This window comes from Wenzhouxiangella sediminis (assembly GCF_003410055.1).
GTDB classification, from domain to species: Bacteria; Pseudomonadota; Gammaproteobacteria; order Xanthomonadales; family Wenzhouxiangellaceae; genus Wenzhouxiangella; species Wenzhouxiangella sediminis.
On the sequence record NZ_QUZK01000035.1, the window covers coordinates 71,902 to 90,369 of the forward strand.

Below are 18,468 nucleotides of genomic sequence, written 5' to 3' on the forward strand. Positions count from 1 at the left end.
GTCCTTCCCGAGGCAATCGCCTCAGGTCGGCTCCAGGCAGGTCTTCATTTCGCCGGCGGCGCGCCGGGCTTCGAGAAAGACCTTGCCCATCAGCGCGCCGGGCTCGGTGGATACGGCCAGCACCGCGTCGTCGCCCGCCTGCACCAGCAACACCGCGCCCCTGGTGCCTTCGATCAGCAGCTGCCTGAGGTCGCCGCGCTGGATTTCGTCGATCTCGCGCTCGGCCAGGGCCAGCAACGAGGCCGACATCGCGGCGAAACGGTCCGGGTCGACACCGGGCTGCAGCACCGACGCGATCACCATGCCGTCGCTGGTGATGGCAGCGGCCGCGTTGACGCTGCCGCCGGTAGCGCCCATCAAGGCGCGCAGGACCGACCGGATGCGGGACGCATGCGGGTGCTCCCGCTGGGACTCCGGATTGAATGATTGCTGGTTCAAGTGGCTCCTCCCGAAGCGGGCCAGTCGAAGACGAACACGGGGCCGGCGACGCCGGCCCCGAGAATCCGCTTCACGCCGCCGCTTCGACGGCCGACATGGCCTGCCGGGCCTTGGTCACGACCATGCCCAGGTTGGCCGAACGCCGGCAGACGAAACAGGCAACCTGGTCTGCAGCACTCTTGGCCCGCATGAAGAAGTGGATCAGGTTGTCGCTGTTGACGATCATCTCCTGGAAATAGTGCGAGCCGTCGTCTTCCACGCCACGTGCTTTCTTGAAGATCCGCTCGATGGCGACGACATTGGGCCCCTGGAACATCTCGGCGGTCGCCGCCGCCAGCATGTCCATGACTTCGTCGGGGTGCGAATCGACGGTCTTGATGCCGATCAGCATCCCCGACTCGAGATCCACGTAGCCGGCTGCCAGGCACTCGGGAATTGTCTGTACGGCCTGCTGAAGGGCTGAATCGAAATCCGACATGGGTTTTCCTCCTTGGGTTGGGTTCTTGTTTAATGGTGAAGGCGTCAGGAAGACACCGGATCGCGCAGCTCCGGGCCGTGCGTCGGCCGGTGCCCGGAGGCCTGCATGAACTGCTCGAAACGCTCGAGAAACTCGATTTGCTCGCGCGACTGGATCCAGCGGCGCTCGATTGCCCGCAGGCTGTCGATGGCCTCGACGGCCGACAGCCCCTGCCAGATGCGATAAGCCGCGAGCGCCGTCCCGGTCCGGCCGTGGCCCGCGTGACAGTGCACCGCGACGACCTCTCCCTGGCGGAGCCAGCGCCAGATCTGGCGGCATAGCGTGATGGCCTGGGTCACGGTCGGAGCGGTCATGTCGTCGACCGGGATGTGCATGGCCTGGAGCCCCCGCTCGGCAAGGGCCTCTTCACAATCGAGGGGAGCCTCCAGCAGGGTCAGCAAACGCGTCACACCGACGCGGACCAGGGCGTCGAGATCCTGCTCGATGTCCTGGACCACGCCCGGCCGCGGCGTGCCCGCCAGGCGCCCGGGGTCGAGCCAGACGAATCCCCGTGGACCGGCCCATGCGCTCATTGCCTGGCGCGCCTGCTCGGGCAGCGGGGGCGGGAGCGGCGTATCCTCGTCGAGCACGGCGGGATCGATGTCCGGGCTGGGGCTCGGACAGGTCCCGAGCTCGACGAAGGAGCGGCCTTCCCTCGAGCGCGGACCGCGGAAGAACTCACGCGCGGTCGAACACTCGTGGATGCGGCCGCTGACCAGCAGGGCGACGACGTCGGCGTGTTCACGGGCCTGAGCCTGGTGGTGGGTGGCCATCAGGACCGGGCGCTGACGGGCACAGGCCGCAAGCAGGGTCAGGACACGACCGGCGCCTTCCTCGTCGAGACCGACGGTCGGTTCGTCCACGCAAAGCAGGCCCGGGCGGGCAAGCACGTGTCGCAGGATGGCGATCAGGCGCTGGTCGGCCAGCGACAGTTCGACGACCGGCCGTTCCAGGCAATCCATGAACCGGCTGCAGTCGAACTCCTCCAGCGCCCGCGTCAGGGCCTGGCGCTGTTGCGGCAAGGTGAGGCGCGACCGGTCCGGCAATCCGCCGGCCAGGTTCTCGAGAACCGTCGAGACGAGCAGGCGAGCGTCCTGCATCACCAGCCGCGGCCACCCGGCCTCGCCCGGCATCAGGCCCTGGTAACGCATTTCACCCCAGGTCTTGAAGCTGGCGTTCTGCTGCGCCAGCCCGCACACCGCCCGCAGCAGCGTGGACTTGCCCACGCCGGTCGGCCCCATCAGGGCGACCAGGCCGCGGGCGGGGAGCTCGAAATCGACTTCGGCGAGCACCACGCGATCACCGAAGCCGGCCCCGAAACCTTCGAGCCAGAGGACGGGGACCTTGCCTGACCCGGCACGCATTCCCGAAGTCATGCCGATTGACGCCGGCGAGTCTGGGGACTGAGCTCCGCAGCCAGGGCCAGCAGGGCGACCTTGACGTCGTCGCGTTCACGCGCGTCCACTTCGAAGACGGGCATGCGGTAGCCAATCTCGGCGAGCGCTTCACGATAGCGGTCGATGCCAGGCGCAGGGCTCAGGTCGCAACGGGTCACGCCGAGCACGGCGGCCGCCCCGGGCTTGTCGAGGAGGCCGCGAAACGCCTCGATGTAGTAGCGCAGATCCCCGAGCGGATCGGGTCGCGCGTGATCGATCAGCAGGATCAGGCCGATGGCGCCCTGCGAGAGGATCTCCCACATGAAACTGAATCGCACCTGCCCGGGCGTTCCGAGCAGCTGTACCGTCAACTTCGGATCCACTTTCAGGGTCCCGTAGTCCATGGCAACCGTAGTGCGCTGCTTTCTTTCCTGGACTTCGTCGCTGGCGCGCGTATCCGTCGCCACGACCGGGGTATCGCTTACCGAAGCGATGGCAGTTGTTTTGCCTGCCCCGACCGGCCCGGCGAACAGGATCTTGTGCATCTGGCCACCCATCCTCAGAGCCCCGAGATCCGATCGAACAGCCGCGACCAGAAACTGCCGGAGCGATCACCTGATGGGGACTCATCCACGCCGGAGGATGTCACCGGCTGCGAGCTGATCACGCGCAGGTACCCGGCCGCCATGGCCGCGCTGTAGAAGCGCAGCGCGTCGGCCTCGGGAACGCGCAACATGCGAAATGCGAAGGACAGGCTGGACGGCCGCCTCGAAAGCAGAGAAGACAGCGGCAACAGGTAGCGCGTATGGGGTAGCCGCGTGAAATTGGGCCAACAACGCAACTGCACGACATCGAAGGGCTGACACTCGTCGAGCAAGGCATCCTTCCGGGCGTGCCATGCCGCCAGGTAGAGGACCTCGTCAGCCGGTCGGGCGACCAGCCGCGCCGGCGGCGCAGTGTCCCCCGCACGTACCAGTTCGGCGGGCCCGGCGCAGTAGAATTCGGCCGGTGAATCCATCTCGCTGCGATACAGCCCGGCCTCGCCGTCAAGCCACAGATGTCCCTTTCCGGGCACTTTCAGGCAGCTCTTCCCGCCGGAATCCAGACACTCCCGAATCGGCCCCAGCAGGCATTGATGCGCGGCGAAGCGCGGCACATTGGCGATCGCCCTGCGGCCCGCCCCTGGATTCGTGGTCGTCCCGTCGGCGCTGCTTCCGATGTGCGGCATAGGTCTTCCCCCGATGGATGCAGTTGTCGGCTTCACGCGGGTCTGGCCCTGAACCGCCCGCCCGATTCACCGCGGCTCCCGAACAAGGGCAACCGTGGCCGCCTGGGCTCGGCCACGGGAGCCCCGCGCCGAGGGCGAGTAAACGAAAGAACGGAGATCTTCCGAAACATGCAGAACCAATCCCCTTTTGATAGCTGCCTCCTATCATCGGGGAGCCCTTAATTGACTGTCTATAGGGGAACCCCCGATTTTCCTTTCACAAGGGGGCGTGTAATGATATGCGGCCTTTCTAATCCCGGGTTCCAAGCAGCGCTGCATGAAAGAGCCGCCGATCGAGGTATCGATTCTCATCAACAGCCAGATCTTCGCGCGCGGCGTCGAGCAGGTCGTGGTCGAGCTGGCCCGTGACGATGTGCTTGTTCACCAACACTCCGTGGCTGAAGCGACAGCGGCCATGGCGGCCGGGAGAATCAACATCCTGGTCCTGGACACGGAGCTTGCGCCGCAGCTCGAGCGCGCGCTGTCCGAGCAGGAAAACCCGCCCAAGATCGTGCTGATTTCGGAGTGGCGTCACGCCGGCACCAATCTGCCGGTCGAAGAGGATCTACCCTGCGGCTTCTTTCCCGCCCGCGCCCCCGAGTCCCGGCTGAAGTACTACCTGAGCCTCATGATCGACTGTGAACGGCGCAACCTGTCGGAGGGAGGCTGCCGGGACTGCCCGCTGCCCCACAGTCTGAAACCGAGACATCTTCTCCTCACCCGGCGCGAGTCGGAAGTTTTCCGCCTGCTCGGCTCGTTGCAGACCAACCAGGAGATCAGCGATCTGCTCAACGTCAGCCCGAAGACCATCGAGGCGCATTGTGCCAACATCAAGCGGAAGCTGAACGTGAACAACAGTCGTGAATTGCTGCACGCGGCCATCAACTGGGTCGAGGGGCGCTAACCGGGCAGATCGACTCGACGATCGACTCAGCGATTTACCTTCGCAAGATCACCGGCGATATGCGGCAGGCCCAGAAGCCGACGGTTCATCACGCGAAACCACAGCGGCGGCAGGTAAGCCAGCACGAACATGCCGAAGTAGCCGGTCGGCAGCTGGGGCAGGTCTTCGAAATGCCGCAGGGACTGGTAGCGACGGTTGGGATTGGCGTGGTGGTCGGAGTGGCGCTCCAGGTGGAACAGCAGCAGGTTGGAGAACACGTGATTGCTGTTCCAGGAATGGTGCGGCCGGCAACGCTCGTAAGTGCCCGCTTCGTCCTTTCGCCGGAGCAGACCATAGTGTTCGACGTAATTGGCGCTGGTCAGCTGGAACCAGGCGAACAGGTTGTGGATGAACAGGAACGCCAGGGTCGTCCAGCCGAGCGCCATCACAAGCCCCACCTGGAGCAGCAAGGTCATCAGCCAGGACTGCAGGATGGTGTTTTGCGGGCTCCAGGCACTCCGGCCGCGGCGGGCGAGGCGCCGGCGCTCGATCCGCCAGGCCCGGAAGACACCGCCGGGCATTTCGCGAAGTGCAAACCGGTAGATCGATTCGTTCATCCGTGCACTGGCGCAATCCTCGGGCGTGGCCACGTGCCTGTGGTGTCCGAAATTGTGCTCAACGGTGAAATGCCCGTAGGCGGGCACGGCCAGGGCCAGGCGGCTCAGCCACTGCTCGATGCGCGTGTGCTTGTGGCCCATTTCGTGGGCGGTGTTGACTGCCAGACCGGAAGCCATGCCCGCCACCAGCGCGAGCGTGATCCATGCCGCGGGGCCCAGCCCCTGGGTCGCGGCCCAGAAAGCGGCGACGACCAGCGAGACGACGTGCAGCGGAACGGTCAGCCAGGTGAGGAGGCGATAGTAGCGGTCGTTTTCCAGTTCGGGAACGGTCTGCTCGGGCGGATTGCTGCGGTCCTCGCCGAACAGGGCGTCAAGCATCGGCACCACGACGTAGCCGAACACCAGGGGAAAGGCCAGCATCCAATCCCGGCCGGTGAGCGCATGGAGCGCGACGGCGAATACGGGCGAGAGCGGATAGACCACCGACAGAAGCCAGAGATGGCGTTTGCGGTCGGTGTAGCTGCCGGGCCGCCCGTCGCCGTCGACGTAGTGGAAAGTCCGGGTCAGCACGAGCCGGCCTCCGAAGCGACCAGTAGGCATTCCATTCTAGACAAAGCGCTCGACGCTTTCCAATTTGATGTCGCGTCGCGACGGCATGGGTTACGATTGCCCCCGTAGCTCATCCCGGCAGTAATGAACTATGCAGACTCTCGAGAACTCGCCGTTCAAGGCCTACGACATCCGCGGGCGCGTGCCCGACCAACTGGACGAGGAAAGAGCCTTCCTGATCGGCCAGGCCTTCGCCCGGGTGATCCAGCCCGACGGTCCGGTTGCGATCGGCTTCGACATGCGCCTGACCAGCCAGTCCCTGGCCGCCGCCCTGGCGCGCGGCCTCAACCGCGCCGGCGTCGACACGCGCGACATCGGTTTGTGCGGCACCGAGGTCGTCTACCACGCTGCTTCGATGGACGGCATGGGAGGCGGCATCATGATCACCGCCAGCCACAATCCGGCCGACTACAACGGCATGAAACTGGTTCGCGAACAGGCCATTCCCATCAGCGCCGACACGGGGCTGAAGGAAATGGAGGCACTGCTCGCCGAGGGCCTGGAACCGGTCACCGTCGAACAGCCCGGTGAACACCGCCGACTGTCGGTGTTCGACGAATACGTCGAACGCGTCCGAGCCTTCGTCGATACCGAACGCCTGGGCAGCGCGAGGGTCGTCGTCAACGCCGGCAACGGCTGCGCGGGGCCCGCCTTCGACGCGATCGCCGAAGGGCTGCCCCTGTCGGTCACGCGGCTCCACCACGAACCCGACGGGCGGTTTCCCAACGGCGTGCCCAATCCCCTGCTGCCGGAGAACCGCGAGGAAACCGCCCGCGCCGTTGTCGAAGCGGGCGCCGACCTGGGCATCGCCTGGGACGGCGACTTCGACCGCTGTTTCTTCTTCGATCACACGGGGCGCTTCGTCGAGGGCTACTACCTGGTCGGGCTGTTCGCTCGACAGCTGCTGGAGAAATCACCCGGCGAGAAGATCGTGCTGGATCCGAGGCTGACCTGGAACACGCTCGCCGAAGTGGCCGACGCGGGCGGCACCGCGCTGGTCAACAAGAGCGGTCACGCCTTCATCAAGGAGCGCATGCGCTCGGAGAATGCCCTGTACGGCGGGGAAATGTCGGCCCACCACTACTTTCGGGATTTCAGCTACTGCGACTCGGGAATGATCCCGTGGCTGCTGCTGCTCGAGCGAATCGCCACGACCGGAAAGTCGCTGGCCGAGCTGGTCGACGAACGCATCCGGGCCTTTCCGTGCAGCGGCGAAATCAACTTCACGGTCGACGACCCCCAGGCCGTCATGGACCGGGTCCTGCAGCACTTCGCGCCCGACGATCCGAAGATCGACCGCACCGACGGCATCAGCCTGGCGTTCGACGCCTGGCGATTCAACCTACGCGCTTCGAATACCGAGCCGGTGATCCGGCTCAACGTCGAAACACGTGCCGACGAAGACCTGCTGGCCGACAAGACCGAGCTCCTGCGCACCCTGATCGGCTGACGGGCTCAGGCCGCCCCGGGCGAGCTCGCACGGTCGGGCGCCAGTTCGACGCGATTGCGGCCGCCGTCCTTGGCGCGGTAGAGCGCCTGGTCGGCGCGGCGCTGCAGGCTTTCCCAGTTGTCGTGCACCGGGTCGTAGGCCACCACGCCCACGCTGGTCGACACCCGGATCTCGGTACTGCGGTAGCGGAAGGGGCCGTCGGCCAGGGAGCGGCGAAGGCGATCTGCAATGCGCGCCGCTTCCCGGCCGTCGGCGCCGGGCAGCAGGACGAGGAACTCCTCGCCGCCGACCCGGAAGGCGATGTCGCCCTCGCGAATCATCTCGCGGACGCGGTCGGCCGCTTCGACCAGGACCCGGTCGCCGGCTGCATGCCCGTGCTCGTCGTTGATGCGCTTGAAGTTGTCGAGGTCGAGCAACACCACCGAGAGCTGGTGATCGCTGCGATCGACGCGCGCCATCTCACGCGCAGCGTATTCCTCGAGCGAATAGCGGTTGAGCAGCCCCGTCAGCGCATCGTGCCGGGCCATGTGCCTCAGGTGCGCCTCCTTCCTGCGGAACAGCAGCAGGGCCAGCGCGACGTTCAGGGCCATGTAGAACACCATCGAGGACAGGAAGGCGGGCACCATCACGTTGACGCCGCCCGGCTCGGCCGACTCGCCGCGTCCGAGCGCGATGTAGACCGCGCGCAGGCTCAAAAGCACGGCGTTGCCCAGGATGACCAGCGCCACCGCCTTGCGATAGCCGGCCAGCATTCTGTCCTCGGCTCGCCAGAGCATGAAAGTGCAGGCGATGGCCAGGCCCATGTAGACCGTGGCCAGCAGTCCGACACGGCTACTGGTGTTGGCATACATTCCGGGCCAGAAAAGTCCGGCGGCGAGAATGGCCAGGGCCATCGCAAGAATCATGGCGCCGGAACGCCTGTGCCCGAGGTGCTCCTGAATGCCCACCAGGATCAGGCCATAGGCCAGGAAGATGGAGGTATTGCCCAGCGCGATGGTGGTGCGAAGATCGATGACGACGGTCCCGGCCATGGCCAGGTTGCCGAGCATGTGTCCCAGGCAAAACAGCACCCCTGCCAGAGCCCAGTCGGCAATGGCATGCTCGCGATTGCCGGCCAGGAAGATCCCGCCCATGGTGATGGCCATGAACAGGGCCGCCAGCGCCGACGTTACGGCAAGCGTATAGGCATCCAAGCTCGGCATGTCTCCCCTCCCCCGAGTCTCAGCTCGCTGTGTTCTTGTCGAGAATCCAGCCGCGCGAGCGCAACGGCCGGCCTCCTGGGCAGCCTCAATCGACTGCCGATGTCTGCTCCTCACCCGTCATCAGCGCACTGATCGTATCGACCGGCGACGAACCGTAGCTGAGGAACTGATTGTGGAATGCCTTGAGATCGAACTCGTCGCCCTGCTCGGCCCTGAGGCGCTCGCGCAGGTCCATGATCGCGGCATAGCCGGCGTAGTAGGAAGTCAGTTGCACCTGACTCAAGGTCAGCCGACGCCATTTCTGGGTTGCCTCCGAGGTTTCCTGGAAGGCTTCTTCCTGCATCATCCGCACGGCCTCGTCCCGCTCCATGCCCCGCACGTGAACAGCATGGTCGAGGATGGCGTTGTGCGTGACGCGCAGCAGCCACTTGCCGTGCATCAGCCACAGTTCCGGCTCGTGATCGCCCCAGCCTTCCTCGAGCATCATGCGCTCGGAATAGACGGCCCAGCCTTCGACCATCGCCCCATTGCCGAACAGGCTCTTGACCAGGCTCGGCGACTTGTTGGCGTGAAGCAGCTGCGTGTAGTGACCGGGAATACCCTCGTGGATATTGAGGATCTGCAGCATCCAGTCGTTGTACTCGCGCAGGTAGCTGGCCGCCTGCTCTTCACCGTAAGTCTCCAGCGGCGTGACGTTGTAGTAGGTCTCGGCTTCGGGGTTGAACGGCCCCGGCGCGCTGACCGAAGCGATGGCGCCGGTTCCGCGCATGTATTCCGGGGTCTCGCGCACGACCAGGGGCTTGTCCGGGTCCTGGTCGAGCAGATCGTTCTGGCGTACGAACTCGGCAAGCTGCGGCATCTGGCGGCGGATTTCCTCGACGAAATCCCCGACGGCGACATGCTCCTCCGATAGCCGGTCGATCATCCGTCCGATGCGCTCGAGCCGCGCTTCGGGCATGGGCTCTTCGGCGAAGTACTGCGGCCAGAGTTCCTTGGTGTAACCATCCATTTCCTCGAGGAGCCGGTCCTTCTCGGCCTGGGCGCGGCGATACAGTTCTTCGGCGGAGAAATCGGCCTGGATGTCGTAGGCGAATTTCTGCTCGTAGAGCGCCTCGCCCAGGCGGAAGGAGCGCGCGTTGCCCGAGGCCCGGAGCTCTTCCAGGCGCCCTTCCAGCCAGCGCACCCAGTCGTTGATGGCCGATTCGGCGCCGTCGGCGGCCTCCGCCAGCGAGCTCGAAAGCGCTTCATCGATGTCGGCCCCGGCCGCCTTTTCCCGGATGTCGGCCAGAACGCTCAGCCCGCCCCGGTTCTGGCTGATGGCCAGTTCGGTGTGCTCGAGCGTCGGCGTGCCCAGGCTGTTACGTGCGGCGTCGTAGTAGGCCGGCACCTGCTCGAGCCGATCCCGGATCAGTGCCAGTCGCTCCGGCAAGGGCGCGAACTCCGTATTCAGAAGAATGCTCAGTGGGCCGGCCACGTTGTAGTTCGATGGCTGCCATTCCCAGGGCCTGAGCGTCTGGATGTAGAAGCGCGACGACTCGAGCCGGTTCTCGAGCAGGTCATAGTCGGTCCGGCGGTCGACCGGCAGGGCCTCTCGATCGAATCCCTCGAGGCGCTCGAGGGCGTCGCCGATGAAGGCCAGTTCTTCGCGACGATGTTCGGCATCGGGGATGGACACCTCCCCGGCGTTCTCGTAGCGGCCTTCGTAGATGGCCCACTCGGGCGAGCGGCGCAGCAGGTCGTCGATCAGGGAATCGACGAAAGCATCGAAGGCGGCCACCCCGGCCTCATCGGAAGCGGAAGGACCGGTCGCCTCGGCCGGCTCCGCGGCGGCGGGCTGCGGGGGCGGTTCGCTCTCGTCGGCGGCCTCGGGCGCCGGCGATTCGGAGCAGGCGGCAAGCAGGGCGAGCATGAAGGCAATTGCCAGCAAGCGGTTCATCACGGTCATCGAGTCTGTTCCGGGTCTTGGTGCCAAACGTCCGATCGTACCCCAATCCCGGGGCGCGGCGCACCGGATCGGGCTTGCAGTAGCGCCTTGCAGGTCCTATATTCCGGCTTATGAGCCGCATCGAACACCACCGCGAAGAGTTGCTCAATGCGCTGACTCACGGCCTCGGGGCGATTCTCAGCGTCGGCGCCGGTGCCGTGCTGATTACCCTGGCGGCGGTCTACGCCGGCGCGCGCGAAGTCGTCAGCGTCTCGGTATTCGTGGCCTCGCTGACGCTGCTCTACACGGCCTCGACCCTCTACCATGCCGCGCGCCACCCGGTATGGAAGGCGCGGCTGAAAGTCCTCGACCACTGCGCCATCTTCCTTCTCATCGCCGGCACCTACACGCCTTTCACCATCGCCGCCCTCAAGGGCGGCTGGGGCTGGTCCCTGTTCGGTGTCGTCTGGGGACTGGCCGTTGTCGGCGTGATCTTCAAGGTGTTCTTCACGGGCCGCTTTCGCTTGCTTTCCACGGCCACCTACGTGGGCATGGGTTGGCTGGTGGTGATCGCGCTGGCGCCGCTCAGCCAGGTCCTGACGACAACCGCGATGTCCTGGCTGGTGCTCGGCGGCGTACTCTATACCGCCGGCACGATCTTCTACCACAACGAACGGGTTCGCTTCGCTCACGCCATCTGGCACCTGTTCGTGCTGGCCGGCAGCGTTTGTCATTTCGTCGCCGTCACCGCCCAGATGATTGCACATCCGGCCTGATCCGGCCGAGCGCCTCGACGATTCCCGGCACCTCGCCTGGGGGCAGCGCACGGCTGAAGAAATGTCCCTGGAAGCTGTCGCAGTCCATCTGGGTGAGAATGTCGAGCTGCTCGAGCTCCTCCACCCCTTCGGCCACCACCTTGAGCCTCAGGCAGCGCGCCATGCTGATGATGGCCGCCACGAGATCGCGGTCGGAATCCCGCCCGGCCAGGTCGAGAATGAACGAACGATCGATCTTGAGCGTATCGAGGTCGAACTTCTTGACGTATGAAAGCGACGAATACCCCGTTCCGAAATCGTCCAGCGAGATGTGCACGCCCATCGCGCGCAATCGGCGCAGCACGTCCTGTCCCGCCTGCACCTGCTCCATCAGCATCGACTCGGTGATCTCGAGGGTCAACAGACCGGCCGGCAGACCGGAACGCTCCAGAATCTTCTCGACGGTTTCGGCGATGCGGCCCGTCTGGAACTGGCGCGCCGAGAGATTGACCGAAACGGGTACGCCCTCGATTCCGCCACGGTGCCATTCGGCCGCCTGGCGGCAGGCCTGCTCGAGCACCCAGTCGCCGAGGGGCACGATCAGACCGCTTTCCTCCGTGGCCCGGATGAACTCCGTAGGCATCACCAGGCGACCGTCGGAAGACCGCCAGCGAACCAGGGCCTCGACCCCGCAGACGTGATATTGCGGGTTCGCTCCGACGATTGGCTGATAGTGCAACTCGAACTCCTCGGCGTCGAGCGCATGTCTCAACCGGGCATCGAGCTGCAGACGCTTGCTTGCCGACTGCACCATCGAGGTATTGAAGTGCTGCCAGGTATTGCGGCCGCGGCGCTTGGCCTGATACATCGCGGCGTTGGCGAACTGCAACAGCTCCGTGACCGAATGAGCATCGTCCGGAGATACACAGATTCCGATGCTGGCGCTGACATAGACCTCGCTGCGATTGGCCAGGACGAAGGGTTCCGCGATGGCTTCCAGGGTCCTGCGCGCGCAAGCGGCCGCCCCGTCCCGAGCATCCGGTCCGGACAGGTGAATCACGAACTCGTCACCCCCCATGTGCGCCAGCCCGGCACCGATCGGCAGGCCGCCGCGCAGCCGCCGGGCCACCATTACCAGAAGGTCGTCTCCGATCGGATGCCCGAAACTGTCATTGACGTTGCGGAAATTGTCGAGATCGATGAACAGTACCGCGATTCGCTCTTCCCCCTGCCGGCCGACGGCGAGCAGTCGGCGCAGCTGGTCCTGGAGATGCAGCCGGTTGGGCAAGCCCGTCAGCGGGTCGTAGTAGGCCAGATGCTCCAGGCGTTTCTGGGCCTGTTTCAGTTCGCTGATGTCGGTGAAGATCCAGGCATACTGCTCGTTGCCGCCGCGATCGACGCCGACGTCGGTCACCGTCGCCAGAAACGGGCGCTCGGCGCCGTCCGCGCTTCGGTTCCAGATTTCGCCGTTCCAGTAACCGCGATTGGCCACCGAGCGCTCCAAGTCCGCGAAGAAACGATCGTCGTGACGGGCCGAATGCAGTCCGGCCAGGTCGCGACCCACCAATCGGTCCTGGCTCAGGCCGGCCATGCGCTCGAATGCCGGGTTGGCGGATGCGATGCGCTTGCGCTGGTCGGTCAGGACGACACCCTCGTGGGTTCGCTCGAAAACGACGGCGGTCTGGCGGAGCTCGCGAATCAGGCCCTCCTGATCGCCGAGCGCCCGCCAGCTCAGCCAGAAGACCAGCACCGCGCTCGCCAGCACGAACAGCCAGCCCTTGTAGGTCTGAAAAGTGGTCAGCAGCGCGGTATCCCCGGCCAACTGCTCGACGGCCGAGTCGGAGAAGAAGATCCACAAGGCGCCCGCGGCCGCGTAGATCAGGGCCACCTTCAGCGCATAGCTGCCAGTGAGCTTCATGGACCACCCTCCCTTGCGGGCAGGAGGACGGCGCGGCATCGTACCGTAACCTGCCCGTGAACTAACTATACTACGAAAGCGTCGAAACCCAGAAATGCCGGCAATTGCCGGGCCCGGATCACCGAACGACCCATGGAGTAGTCAATGTCCGCCAACACCCGAAAGCCCGCGACTCTCATCGCCCTGTTCCTGCTGCTGGGACTGCTGGCCGGCTGTGCCTCGACCCCCTCCGACGACGTGCTCGTGAGCGAATCCCGGGCCACCCTGGCAAGTTTCGTCGACCACGACCCGGGCCTGCAGCGCTGGGTGGACCAGGCCTACGGCTATGCAATCTTTCCCAACATCGGCAAGGGCGGCTTCTGGGTCGGCGGCGGCTTCGGCCGCGGCATCGTCTTCGAGCAGGGCCGGCCGGTGGGCCGGACCTCGGTTTCGCAGGCGACCATCGGCCCGCAGATCGGCGCCCAGTCCTACAGCCAGGTGATCTTCTTCCGCGACGAAGCGGCGCTGCGCCGCTTCCAGCGCGAGAACTTCGAGTTCTCGGCCCAGGCGACCGCCGTGGCCGCAACCGAGGGCCGGGCAGCCACCACCAGCTACGAGAGCGGCGTGGCGGTCTTCAACTACGCCCGCGGCGGGCTGATGGCCGAGGCGTCCGTAGGCGGACAGAAATTCCGCTACTGGTCGCTCTGACGCTTCCGGCCGGGCCCCTCAGGCCTGCCCATCCTCGGCCAGGAACTGCAAGCGCGCCAGGCGGGCGTAGAGCGGGCTGTCGGCCACGAGCTGCTCGTGGCTCCCCTGGGCCACGACCCGTCCGTGGTCGACTACGACGATGCGATCGGCGCGGCGCACCGTCGCCAGTCTGTGGGCGATCACCAGCACCGTCCGGTCGACGCTGATGTCGTTGAGCGCCTCCTGAACAAGTCGTTCGCTCTCGGCATCGAGGCTGGCGGTCGCCTCGTCGAGCAATAGCAACGGCGGTTGCTTGATCAGGGCCCGCGCGATGGCGATGCGCTGGCGCTGACCGCCGGAGAGGCGCATGCCCCGCTCGCCAAGAAAAGTGTCGTAACCCTCCGGCCAGCGCTCGACGAACTCGTCGGCATGCGCCGATTGTGCCGCCCGGGCGATGAGCCCGCTGTCCGCTGCGGGATTGCCGTAGGCGATATTCTCGGCCGCGCTGCCGGAAAACATCACGACGTCCTGCGGCACGACGCCGAGAGCGCGGCGCAGGTCGGCAAGGTCGAGCTCCCGCACGTCGACACCGCCCAGTCGCACGACACCGGCAGCGGGATCGTAGAAGCGAAGAAGAAGCTGGAACAGGGTCGACTTGCCGGCTCCCGAAGGGCCGACGATGGCCACCGTCTCGCCGGCCGAAACCTGGAAGCTCAGCCCGCGAAGGACGGCCTCGTCGGGCCGCGCAGGGTAGGCGAATTCAACCGCGTCGAAAGCTACCGACAGCGGCCCCGGCGGCAGGCTGCGCGGTGACGGCGGGCTGACGATCGACGGACGCGCCTCAAGCAGTTCGGCCAGACGCTCCATGGCCCCCGCGGCGCGCTGCAGCTGGCTCCAGATCTCGCTGAGACTGGCGGTGGAGCCCGCGGCGATGGCGGCGTAGAGGACAAACTGGCCGAGCTGGCCGGGCGTCATCTCGCCGCTCAGTACCGAGCGCGCGCCCAGCCAGAGCACGAAAGTGATGGCGCCGAAGGTCATCAGGATGATCAGGACGATGAGCAGGGTGCTGGCGCGGATCCGGTCCCGCGCGGCGATGAAAGCCGACTCCACCGCGACCGCGAATCGCTCGTGCTCGCGCGCTTCCTGGGCGAAGGTCTGGACTGTCTGGACGGCGTTGATGGTCTCGTCGCCGTGGGCGCTGAAATCTGCAACGCGGTCCTGCGCGTTGCGCGACAAGCGACGAACCCAGCGGCCGAGCATCACCACCGGCGCAATGATCAGCACGATCAGCATGCCGATGACCCCTGCCAGGGAGGGCGCGGTCAGGACCAGCGCCACCGAACTGGCAACCAGCATCAGCATGTTGCGCACGCCAAAGGAGACGGTGGAACCGACCAGGGTCTCGACCAGGGTCGTGTCGGTGTTGAGCCGCGACAGAACCTCGCCGGTTCGGGTGGTGCCGAAAAAGTCCGGACTCATCGACAGTACACGCTCGTAGACTGCCTGGCGGATGTCGGCCACAACCCGTTGTCCCAGCCAGCTGACCCAGTAGAACCGCAGCCCTCCCCCGACGGCCATCATCGCCGCGGCGGCGAACAGCAACCAGAACCAACGGTTGATGTTGCCGATATTCTCGGCCATGAAACCGCGATCGATCACCTGGCCTACCGCGGCCGGAACGGCCAGGGCACCCGCCGCTGAAACAACCAGAAAGAGGGTTGCGAAACCGATCTGGAGACGATAGCGGTTGATGAACGGCCTGAGCGCGCGTAGCGAGCCGATATGACGGCTGGTTGGACGCTGCGTGCTTACTGGGTCGCTCATGTCGCACCCCGGGTCGGCAAGCGGGCGTGGCGGTAGTCGCGCCATCCTGCGATCGTGAACAGGGCCAGCGCGGTCCAGATACAGGCAAATGTCACGGCATGGTCCGGCGTGAAGGGTTCGCCGAAGAGGAACACCGCGAGGACGAAGGTCATGCTCGGGGCGAGATATTGCATGAGTCCTATGGTACTCAGGTTGAGTCGCCGCACGCCCATTGCGAACAGCACCAGAGGAACCAGCGTGACCAGTCCGGTTCCGGCCAGCAGGCTCGCCTCACCGGCAGATCCGAAATCGAACACCAGTTCATCCCCCCGATCAAGCCACAAGAGCCACAATACAGCGAGCGGCGTCATCAGCAGAGTTTCCCAGAATAGCCCGACCAAGGGCCCGACATCGGTCTTCTTGCGCACCACACCATAGAGGGCGAAGCTGAATGCCAGGGCCAGGGCGATCCACGGAAGCTGTCCAACCCGTATCGTCATCCAGGCAGTGCCGGCGAATGCGAGCACGACGGCAATCGTCTGAAGGCGCCCGAGCCGTTCGCGGAAGATGACCATGCCCAGCAGCACGTTGACCAGAGGATTGATGAAATAGCCGAGACTCGTCGAGAGGACGCGATTGGTATTGATCGCGTAGACGAAAACCAGCCAGTTGACGGCAATCAGGACCGCGCTCAGCAGCAGCGCGGCGAGAACCCGGGTGTCGACGCGGACCTTCGATACGAGGCGACCTCGCTCCCGTGCTACGAGAACGACTCCAAGAAAGATCATGGACCAGATAACGCGGTGGGCGATGATCTCGTCGGCCCGCACATGGCCCAGCAGCTTGAAGTAGAGCGGTGCCAGGCCCCAGATGCAGAAGGCACCCAGCGCGGCAGCCAGGCCGGCCAAACGTTCCCGATCGGAGTTCACCGGCCCGAGTCTTCGTCCTGTTCCACTGCTTCAGCGTCCCGCTCGCCCGAGGGTGGCGTCAAAGGTGCCAACCGCGGCTCGGACATCGAGCCGGACAATGTCCACCAGGCGCCCATTTCGCCGCTCCGGCGGAGCTCTCCGCCCAGCTCCCGGCTCGAAAGATCCACGGCAGCCCAACCTGTTCCGGCCAGCTCGCCCCCGACAAGCTCGTAAACGGGTAGCTCGAGGAAACCGGGCGTATGCCGCAGTTCTCCGCTGAAGCTGTGGAAAGGCACCACCCTGGCTGCCGAGTCCTCGCGAGCAATTCGCAACGAGCCGTCCCAGAGATCGAAACGACCATCCAGCGCGAAAGCGGGCCCGTTCTCACGGCCCCAACTCAGGGAAAGCTGCGCTTCTCCGCTCCCCTCCAGAATCGGGGGCAGATCAAGCCAACCGAGCAGCTGACCAAACTCGGCCAGGCTCACGTCCACAGCCAGAGAGTGTGACGCTCCGCCTGTCATGACCCCGCTTGCTTCAATCAGCCCACCCGGGAAAACCGCAGCGATATTGAGCCCGAGTCCAGCCGACTGTGTGCGAAGGTCGACCCGGGCTTGCGAAACCGCCGCCTCTCCGAAGCCCAGCCGATCGAACTGCAGCTGCGACCTCAGGTCAACGCGGGAGGAAATCATCGCCAGCACATCGACCGGCGCGACATTCAGTCTTTCACTCAGGAAGCCCGAGAACGCCAGCCAGTCGAGCTCGCCGCCCGACAAAAGCAGATCGGCGGCCGGCCTGTCGCCGCCGTGATAATTGAACGACGCGTCGAACTGCGATTCCCCGATCCGGATTCGACCGCCCGCCAGCGACAAGCGAAAGGGCGTCTCACCCGATGCGGCCAGGTCACCGGTCATCGCCACCGCGGTCTCCGAACCCGCCAGATTGGCGCCAAACTCCATTTCCCTTAGGCGTACGGGGCGCTCGTCGGAACTGGGTACGTAGAGCATCCCGTTGAGCCTGACCCCTTCAAGAACCGGCGGAGCGCCCACGTCACCGAGAAATCGGAACGCCACGGCCTGGTCAAGACTGAAGCGCTCCAGTTCGATGTGGTCTACGGAAAGGCGCCTCGGACTCTGGGGCTCACTGCCCGGCAGCAGGAAGGTGACATCCTGCAACGACAACGATCGGCCGCCCAGCGTGCGGGCGCTTGAACGAATCGCGGCCAGCGGATTCGACGACGCGTCTTTCGCACCGGAGCCGGACAGGTCGACCACCGCCCCTTCGAGCTGGATTCGGCCCGGCGCGAGGTCGCCCCGAAGCAACGCGATCAGCCTGAGGCTCATGCTGACGCGCGCCGCACGGAAGACGGCCCGGCCGTCTTCATTCCCGGACGCGCCGATGACCACTTCCCGCGCTTCCAAACGCGGCCGTGGAAAAAGGCTGAACTCGAGCGCCCCGACGATCTCGACGCGGCGGCCGACCTGTTCGCTCAGGCGATCGGAAATAATCCCCTTGAGTCGTGACTCATCGAAATAGATGACCGCCGTTCCCCAAAGGCCCAGAACGATGATGCCCAGTGCGGCGGCAAGGATGATGGTTCGTCGCATCCGAAATCCCGGCTGATCGGTCGCTCGCGGTCCAGACGCCCGCACGAGCGGGCATTGTAGCCTAGTGCGCCGCGCCAAAAAAAAGCCCGGCGACGAGGGCCGGGCTTCCTGAACCTCCGGTATGACCCCGGATCTTAATCGGCGCTTTCCGCTCCCGGGGCATCCGGTCGGTCGACCAGTTCCACGTACGCCATGGGCGCGTTGTCACCGGCCCGGAACCCGCACTTGAGAATGCGCAGGTAACCACCGGGGCGTTCGCGGTAACGCGGTCCCAGCTCGGAAAAGAGCTTGCCGACCGCATCCCGATCTCGCAGGCGGTTGAAGGCCAGGCGACGGGCGGAGACACTGTCTTCCTTCGCCAGGGTAATCAGCGGCTCAGCCACACGGCGCAACTCCTTGGCTTTCGGCAGCGTGGTCTTGATGAGCTCGTGCTCGATCAGGCTGGCGGTCATGTTGCGGAACATCGCCCGGCGATGCGGCGACGTCCGGTTGAGTTTGCGACCTGCTTTACGATGACGCATCGTTTTCTCC

Annotated in this window: 17 protein-coding genes; 4 read left to right on the forward strand and 13 right to left on the reverse strand. The window is 65.5% G+C overall.

The window, feature by feature from the left end:
• Window positions 1-21 precede the first annotated feature (21 nt).
• The 5 genes from DZC52_RS08185 to DZC52_RS08205 all read right to left on the reverse strand — a co-directional run bounded on the left by DZC52_RS08185 (window position 22) and on the right by DZC52_RS08205 (window position 3,559).
• Window positions 22-438: a roadblock/LC7 domain-containing protein gene (locus tag DZC52_RS08185; RefSeq protein WP_220338306.1), complete on the reverse strand. Its 417-nt coding sequence runs from the start codon at window positions 436-438 to the stop codon at window positions 22-24.
• 70 nt (window positions 439-508) lie between these two features.
• Entirely contained in the window at window positions 509-916 is a 408-nt protein-coding gene (locus DZC52_RS08190) for a hypothetical protein (RefSeq protein ID WP_116650648.1), read from the reverse strand.
• Window positions 917-960: 44 nt separating this feature from the next.
• The gene (locus DZC52_RS08195) at window positions 961-2,331 is read right to left on the reverse strand and encodes a phosphatase domain-containing putative toxin (RefSeq protein WP_116650649.1); all 1,371 of its coding nucleotides are present in this window, start codon (window positions 2,329-2,331) and stop codon (window positions 961-963) included.
• The gene (locus tag DZC52_RS08200) at window positions 2,328-2,876 is read right to left on the reverse strand and encodes a GTP-binding protein (protein ID WP_116650690.1); all 549 of its coding nucleotides are present in this window, start codon (window positions 2,874-2,876) and stop codon (window positions 2,328-2,330) included. Before DZC52_RS08200 ends, DZC52_RS08195 begins: the two co-directional genes overlap by 4 nt.
• A gap of 14 nt (window positions 2,877-2,890) precedes the next feature.
• Window positions 2,891-3,559, reverse strand: coding sequence for a hypothetical protein (locus DZC52_RS08205; protein WP_116650650.1), 669 nt, complete (start codon window positions 3,557-3,559; stop codon window positions 2,891-2,893).
• 316 nt (window positions 3,560-3,875) lie between these two features.
• On the opposite strand from DZC52_RS08205, the gene DZC52_RS08210 reads away from it, so the two are divergent.
• Window positions 3,876-4,502, forward strand: coding sequence for a response regulator transcription factor (locus tag DZC52_RS08210; protein ID WP_116650651.1), 627 nt, complete (start codon window positions 3,876-3,878; stop codon window positions 4,500-4,502).
• 26 nt (window positions 4,503-4,528) lie between these two features.
• Here DZC52_RS08210 and DZC52_RS08215 read toward each other — a convergent pair whose 3' ends face one another.
• Window positions 4,529-5,668: an alkane 1-monooxygenase gene (locus DZC52_RS08215; RefSeq protein WP_220338307.1), complete on the reverse strand. Its 1,140-nt coding sequence runs from the start codon at window positions 5,666-5,668 to the stop codon at window positions 4,529-4,531.
• 130 nt (window positions 5,669-5,798) lie between these two features.
• On the opposite strand from DZC52_RS08215, the gene DZC52_RS08220 reads away from it, so the two are divergent.
• Window positions 5,799-7,157 carry a phosphohexomutase domain-containing protein gene (locus tag DZC52_RS08220; protein ID WP_116650653.1) on the forward strand — a complete coding sequence of 453 codons (1,359 nt, stop codon included), beginning with the start codon at window positions 5,799-5,801 and terminating at the stop codon, window positions 7,155-7,157.
• Window positions 7,158-7,162: 5 nt separating this feature from the next.
• On the opposite strand, the gene DZC52_RS08225 is transcribed toward DZC52_RS08220, so the two are convergent.
• Together DZC52_RS08225 and DZC52_RS08230 are read right to left on the reverse strand one after the other, a co-directional pair.
• Complete coding sequence (locus DZC52_RS08225; RefSeq protein WP_116650654.1) at window positions 7,163-8,359, reverse strand: GGDEF domain-containing protein; 1,197 nt, start codon at window positions 8,357-8,359, stop codon at window positions 7,163-7,165.
• A gap of 85 nt (window positions 8,360-8,444) precedes the next feature.
• The gene (locus DZC52_RS08230) at window positions 8,445-10,304 is read right to left on the reverse strand and encodes a DUF885 domain-containing protein (protein WP_220338308.1); all 1,860 of its coding nucleotides are present in this window, start codon (window positions 10,302-10,304) and stop codon (window positions 8,445-8,447) included.
• 110 nt (window positions 10,305-10,414) lie between these two features.
• Here DZC52_RS08230 and trhA point away from each other — a divergent pair, with 110 nt between their 5' ends.
• Window positions 10,415-11,059 (forward strand): PAQR family membrane homeostasis protein TrhA, encoded by a 645-nt coding sequence (trhA, locus tag DZC52_RS08235; protein WP_116650655.1) that lies wholly within the window; start codon window positions 10,415-10,417, stop codon window positions 11,057-11,059.
• On the opposite strand, the gene DZC52_RS08240 is transcribed toward trhA, so the two are convergent.
• The gene (locus tag DZC52_RS08240) at window positions 11,028-12,956 is read right to left on the reverse strand and encodes a putative bifunctional diguanylate cyclase/phosphodiesterase (RefSeq protein WP_181918849.1); all 1,929 of its coding nucleotides are present in this window, start codon (window positions 12,954-12,956) and stop codon (window positions 11,028-11,030) included. The two genes, trhA and DZC52_RS08240, sit on opposite strands and share 32 nt — an antisense overlap.
• 144 nt (window positions 12,957-13,100) lie before the next feature.
• Between DZC52_RS08240 and DZC52_RS08245 the strand changes: the two genes are divergently transcribed.
• On the forward strand, window positions 13,101-13,643 hold the full coding sequence (locus DZC52_RS08245; RefSeq protein ID WP_116650657.1) for a lipid-binding SYLF domain-containing protein: 543 nt from the start codon (window positions 13,101-13,103) through the stop codon (window positions 13,641-13,643).
• Between the two features lie 18 nt (window positions 13,644-13,661).
• On the opposite strand, the gene DZC52_RS08250 is transcribed toward DZC52_RS08245, so the two are convergent.
• The 4 genes from DZC52_RS08250 to rplQ are packed head-to-tail and all read right to left on the reverse strand — an operon-like array spanning window position 13,662 to window position 18,458.
• Complete coding sequence (locus DZC52_RS08250; protein ID WP_220338309.1) at window positions 13,662-15,446, reverse strand: ABC transporter transmembrane domain-containing protein; 1,785 nt, start codon at window positions 15,444-15,446, stop codon at window positions 13,662-13,664.
• The gene (rarD, locus tag DZC52_RS08255; protein WP_116650659.1) at window positions 15,443-16,354 is read right to left on the reverse strand and encodes an EamA family transporter RarD; all 912 of its coding nucleotides are present in this window, start codon (window positions 16,352-16,354) and stop codon (window positions 15,443-15,445) included. The genes DZC52_RS08250 and rarD overlap by 4 nt, the downstream gene beginning before the upstream one ends.
• Window positions 16,351-18,015, reverse strand: a complete 1,665-nt coding sequence (locus DZC52_RS08260) for an AsmA family protein (RefSeq protein ID WP_147307640.1) — start codon at window positions 18,013-18,015, stop codon at window positions 16,351-16,353. The genes rarD and DZC52_RS08260 overlap by 4 nt, the downstream gene beginning before the upstream one ends.
• Before the next feature lie 56 nt (window positions 18,016-18,071).
• Complete coding sequence (gene rplQ, locus DZC52_RS08265) at window positions 18,072-18,458, reverse strand: 50S ribosomal protein L17 (RefSeq protein ID WP_116650661.1); 387 nt, start codon at window positions 18,456-18,458, stop codon at window positions 18,072-18,074.
• Window positions 18,459-18,468 lie beyond the last annotated feature (10 nt).

Excerpts from the sequence above, each read along its gene's own strand:
- DZC52_RS08190 (WP_116650648.1), bottom strand. The coding sequence starts at position 916 with ATGTCGGATTTCGATTCAGCCCTTCAGCAGGCCGTACAGACAATTCCC.
- DZC52_RS08205 (WP_116650650.1), bottom strand. The coding sequence starts at position 3,559 with ATGCCGCACATCGGAAGCAGCGCCGACGGGACGACCACGAATCCAGGG.
- DZC52_RS08220 (WP_116650653.1), top strand. The coding sequence starts at position 5,799 with ATGCAGACTCTCGAGAACTCGCCGTTCAAGGCCTACGACATCCGCGGG.
- DZC52_RS08250 (WP_220338309.1), bottom strand. The coding sequence starts at position 15,446 with ATGAGCGACCCAGTAAGCACGCAGCGTCCAACCAGCCGTCATATCGGC.
- DZC52_RS08240 (WP_181918849.1), bottom strand. The coding sequence starts at position 12,956 with ATGAAGCTCACTGGCAGCTATGCGCTGAAGGTGGCCCTGATCTACGCG.
- DZC52_RS08230 (WP_220338308.1), bottom strand. The coding sequence starts at position 10,304 with ATGACCGTGATGAACCGCTTGCTGGCAATTGCCTTCATGCTCGCCCTG.
- DZC52_RS08245 (WP_116650657.1), top strand. The coding sequence starts at position 13,101 with ATGTCCGCCAACACCCGAAAGCCCGCGACTCTCATCGCCCTGTTCCTG.
- DZC52_RS08225 (WP_116650654.1), bottom strand. The coding sequence starts at position 8,359 with ATGCCGAGCTTGGATGCCTATACGCTTGCCGTAACGTCGGCGCTGGCG.
- DZC52_RS08195 (WP_116650649.1), bottom strand. The coding sequence starts at position 2,331 with ATGACTTCGGGAATGCGTGCCGGGTCAGGCAAGGTCCCCGTCCTCTGG.
- DZC52_RS08200 (WP_116650690.1), bottom strand. The coding sequence starts at position 2,876 with ATGCACAAGATCCTGTTCGCCGGGCCGGTCGGGGCAGGCAAAACAACT.
- rplQ (WP_116650661.1), bottom strand. The coding sequence starts at position 18,458 with ATGCGTCATCGTAAAGCAGGTCGCAAACTCAACCGGACGTCGCCGCAT.
- DZC52_RS08210 (WP_116650651.1), top strand. The coding sequence starts at position 3,876 with ATGAAAGAGCCGCCGATCGAGGTATCGATTCTCATCAACAGCCAGATC.
- trhA (WP_116650655.1), top strand. The coding sequence starts at position 10,415 with ATGAGCCGCATCGAACACCACCGCGAAGAGTTGCTCAATGCGCTGACT.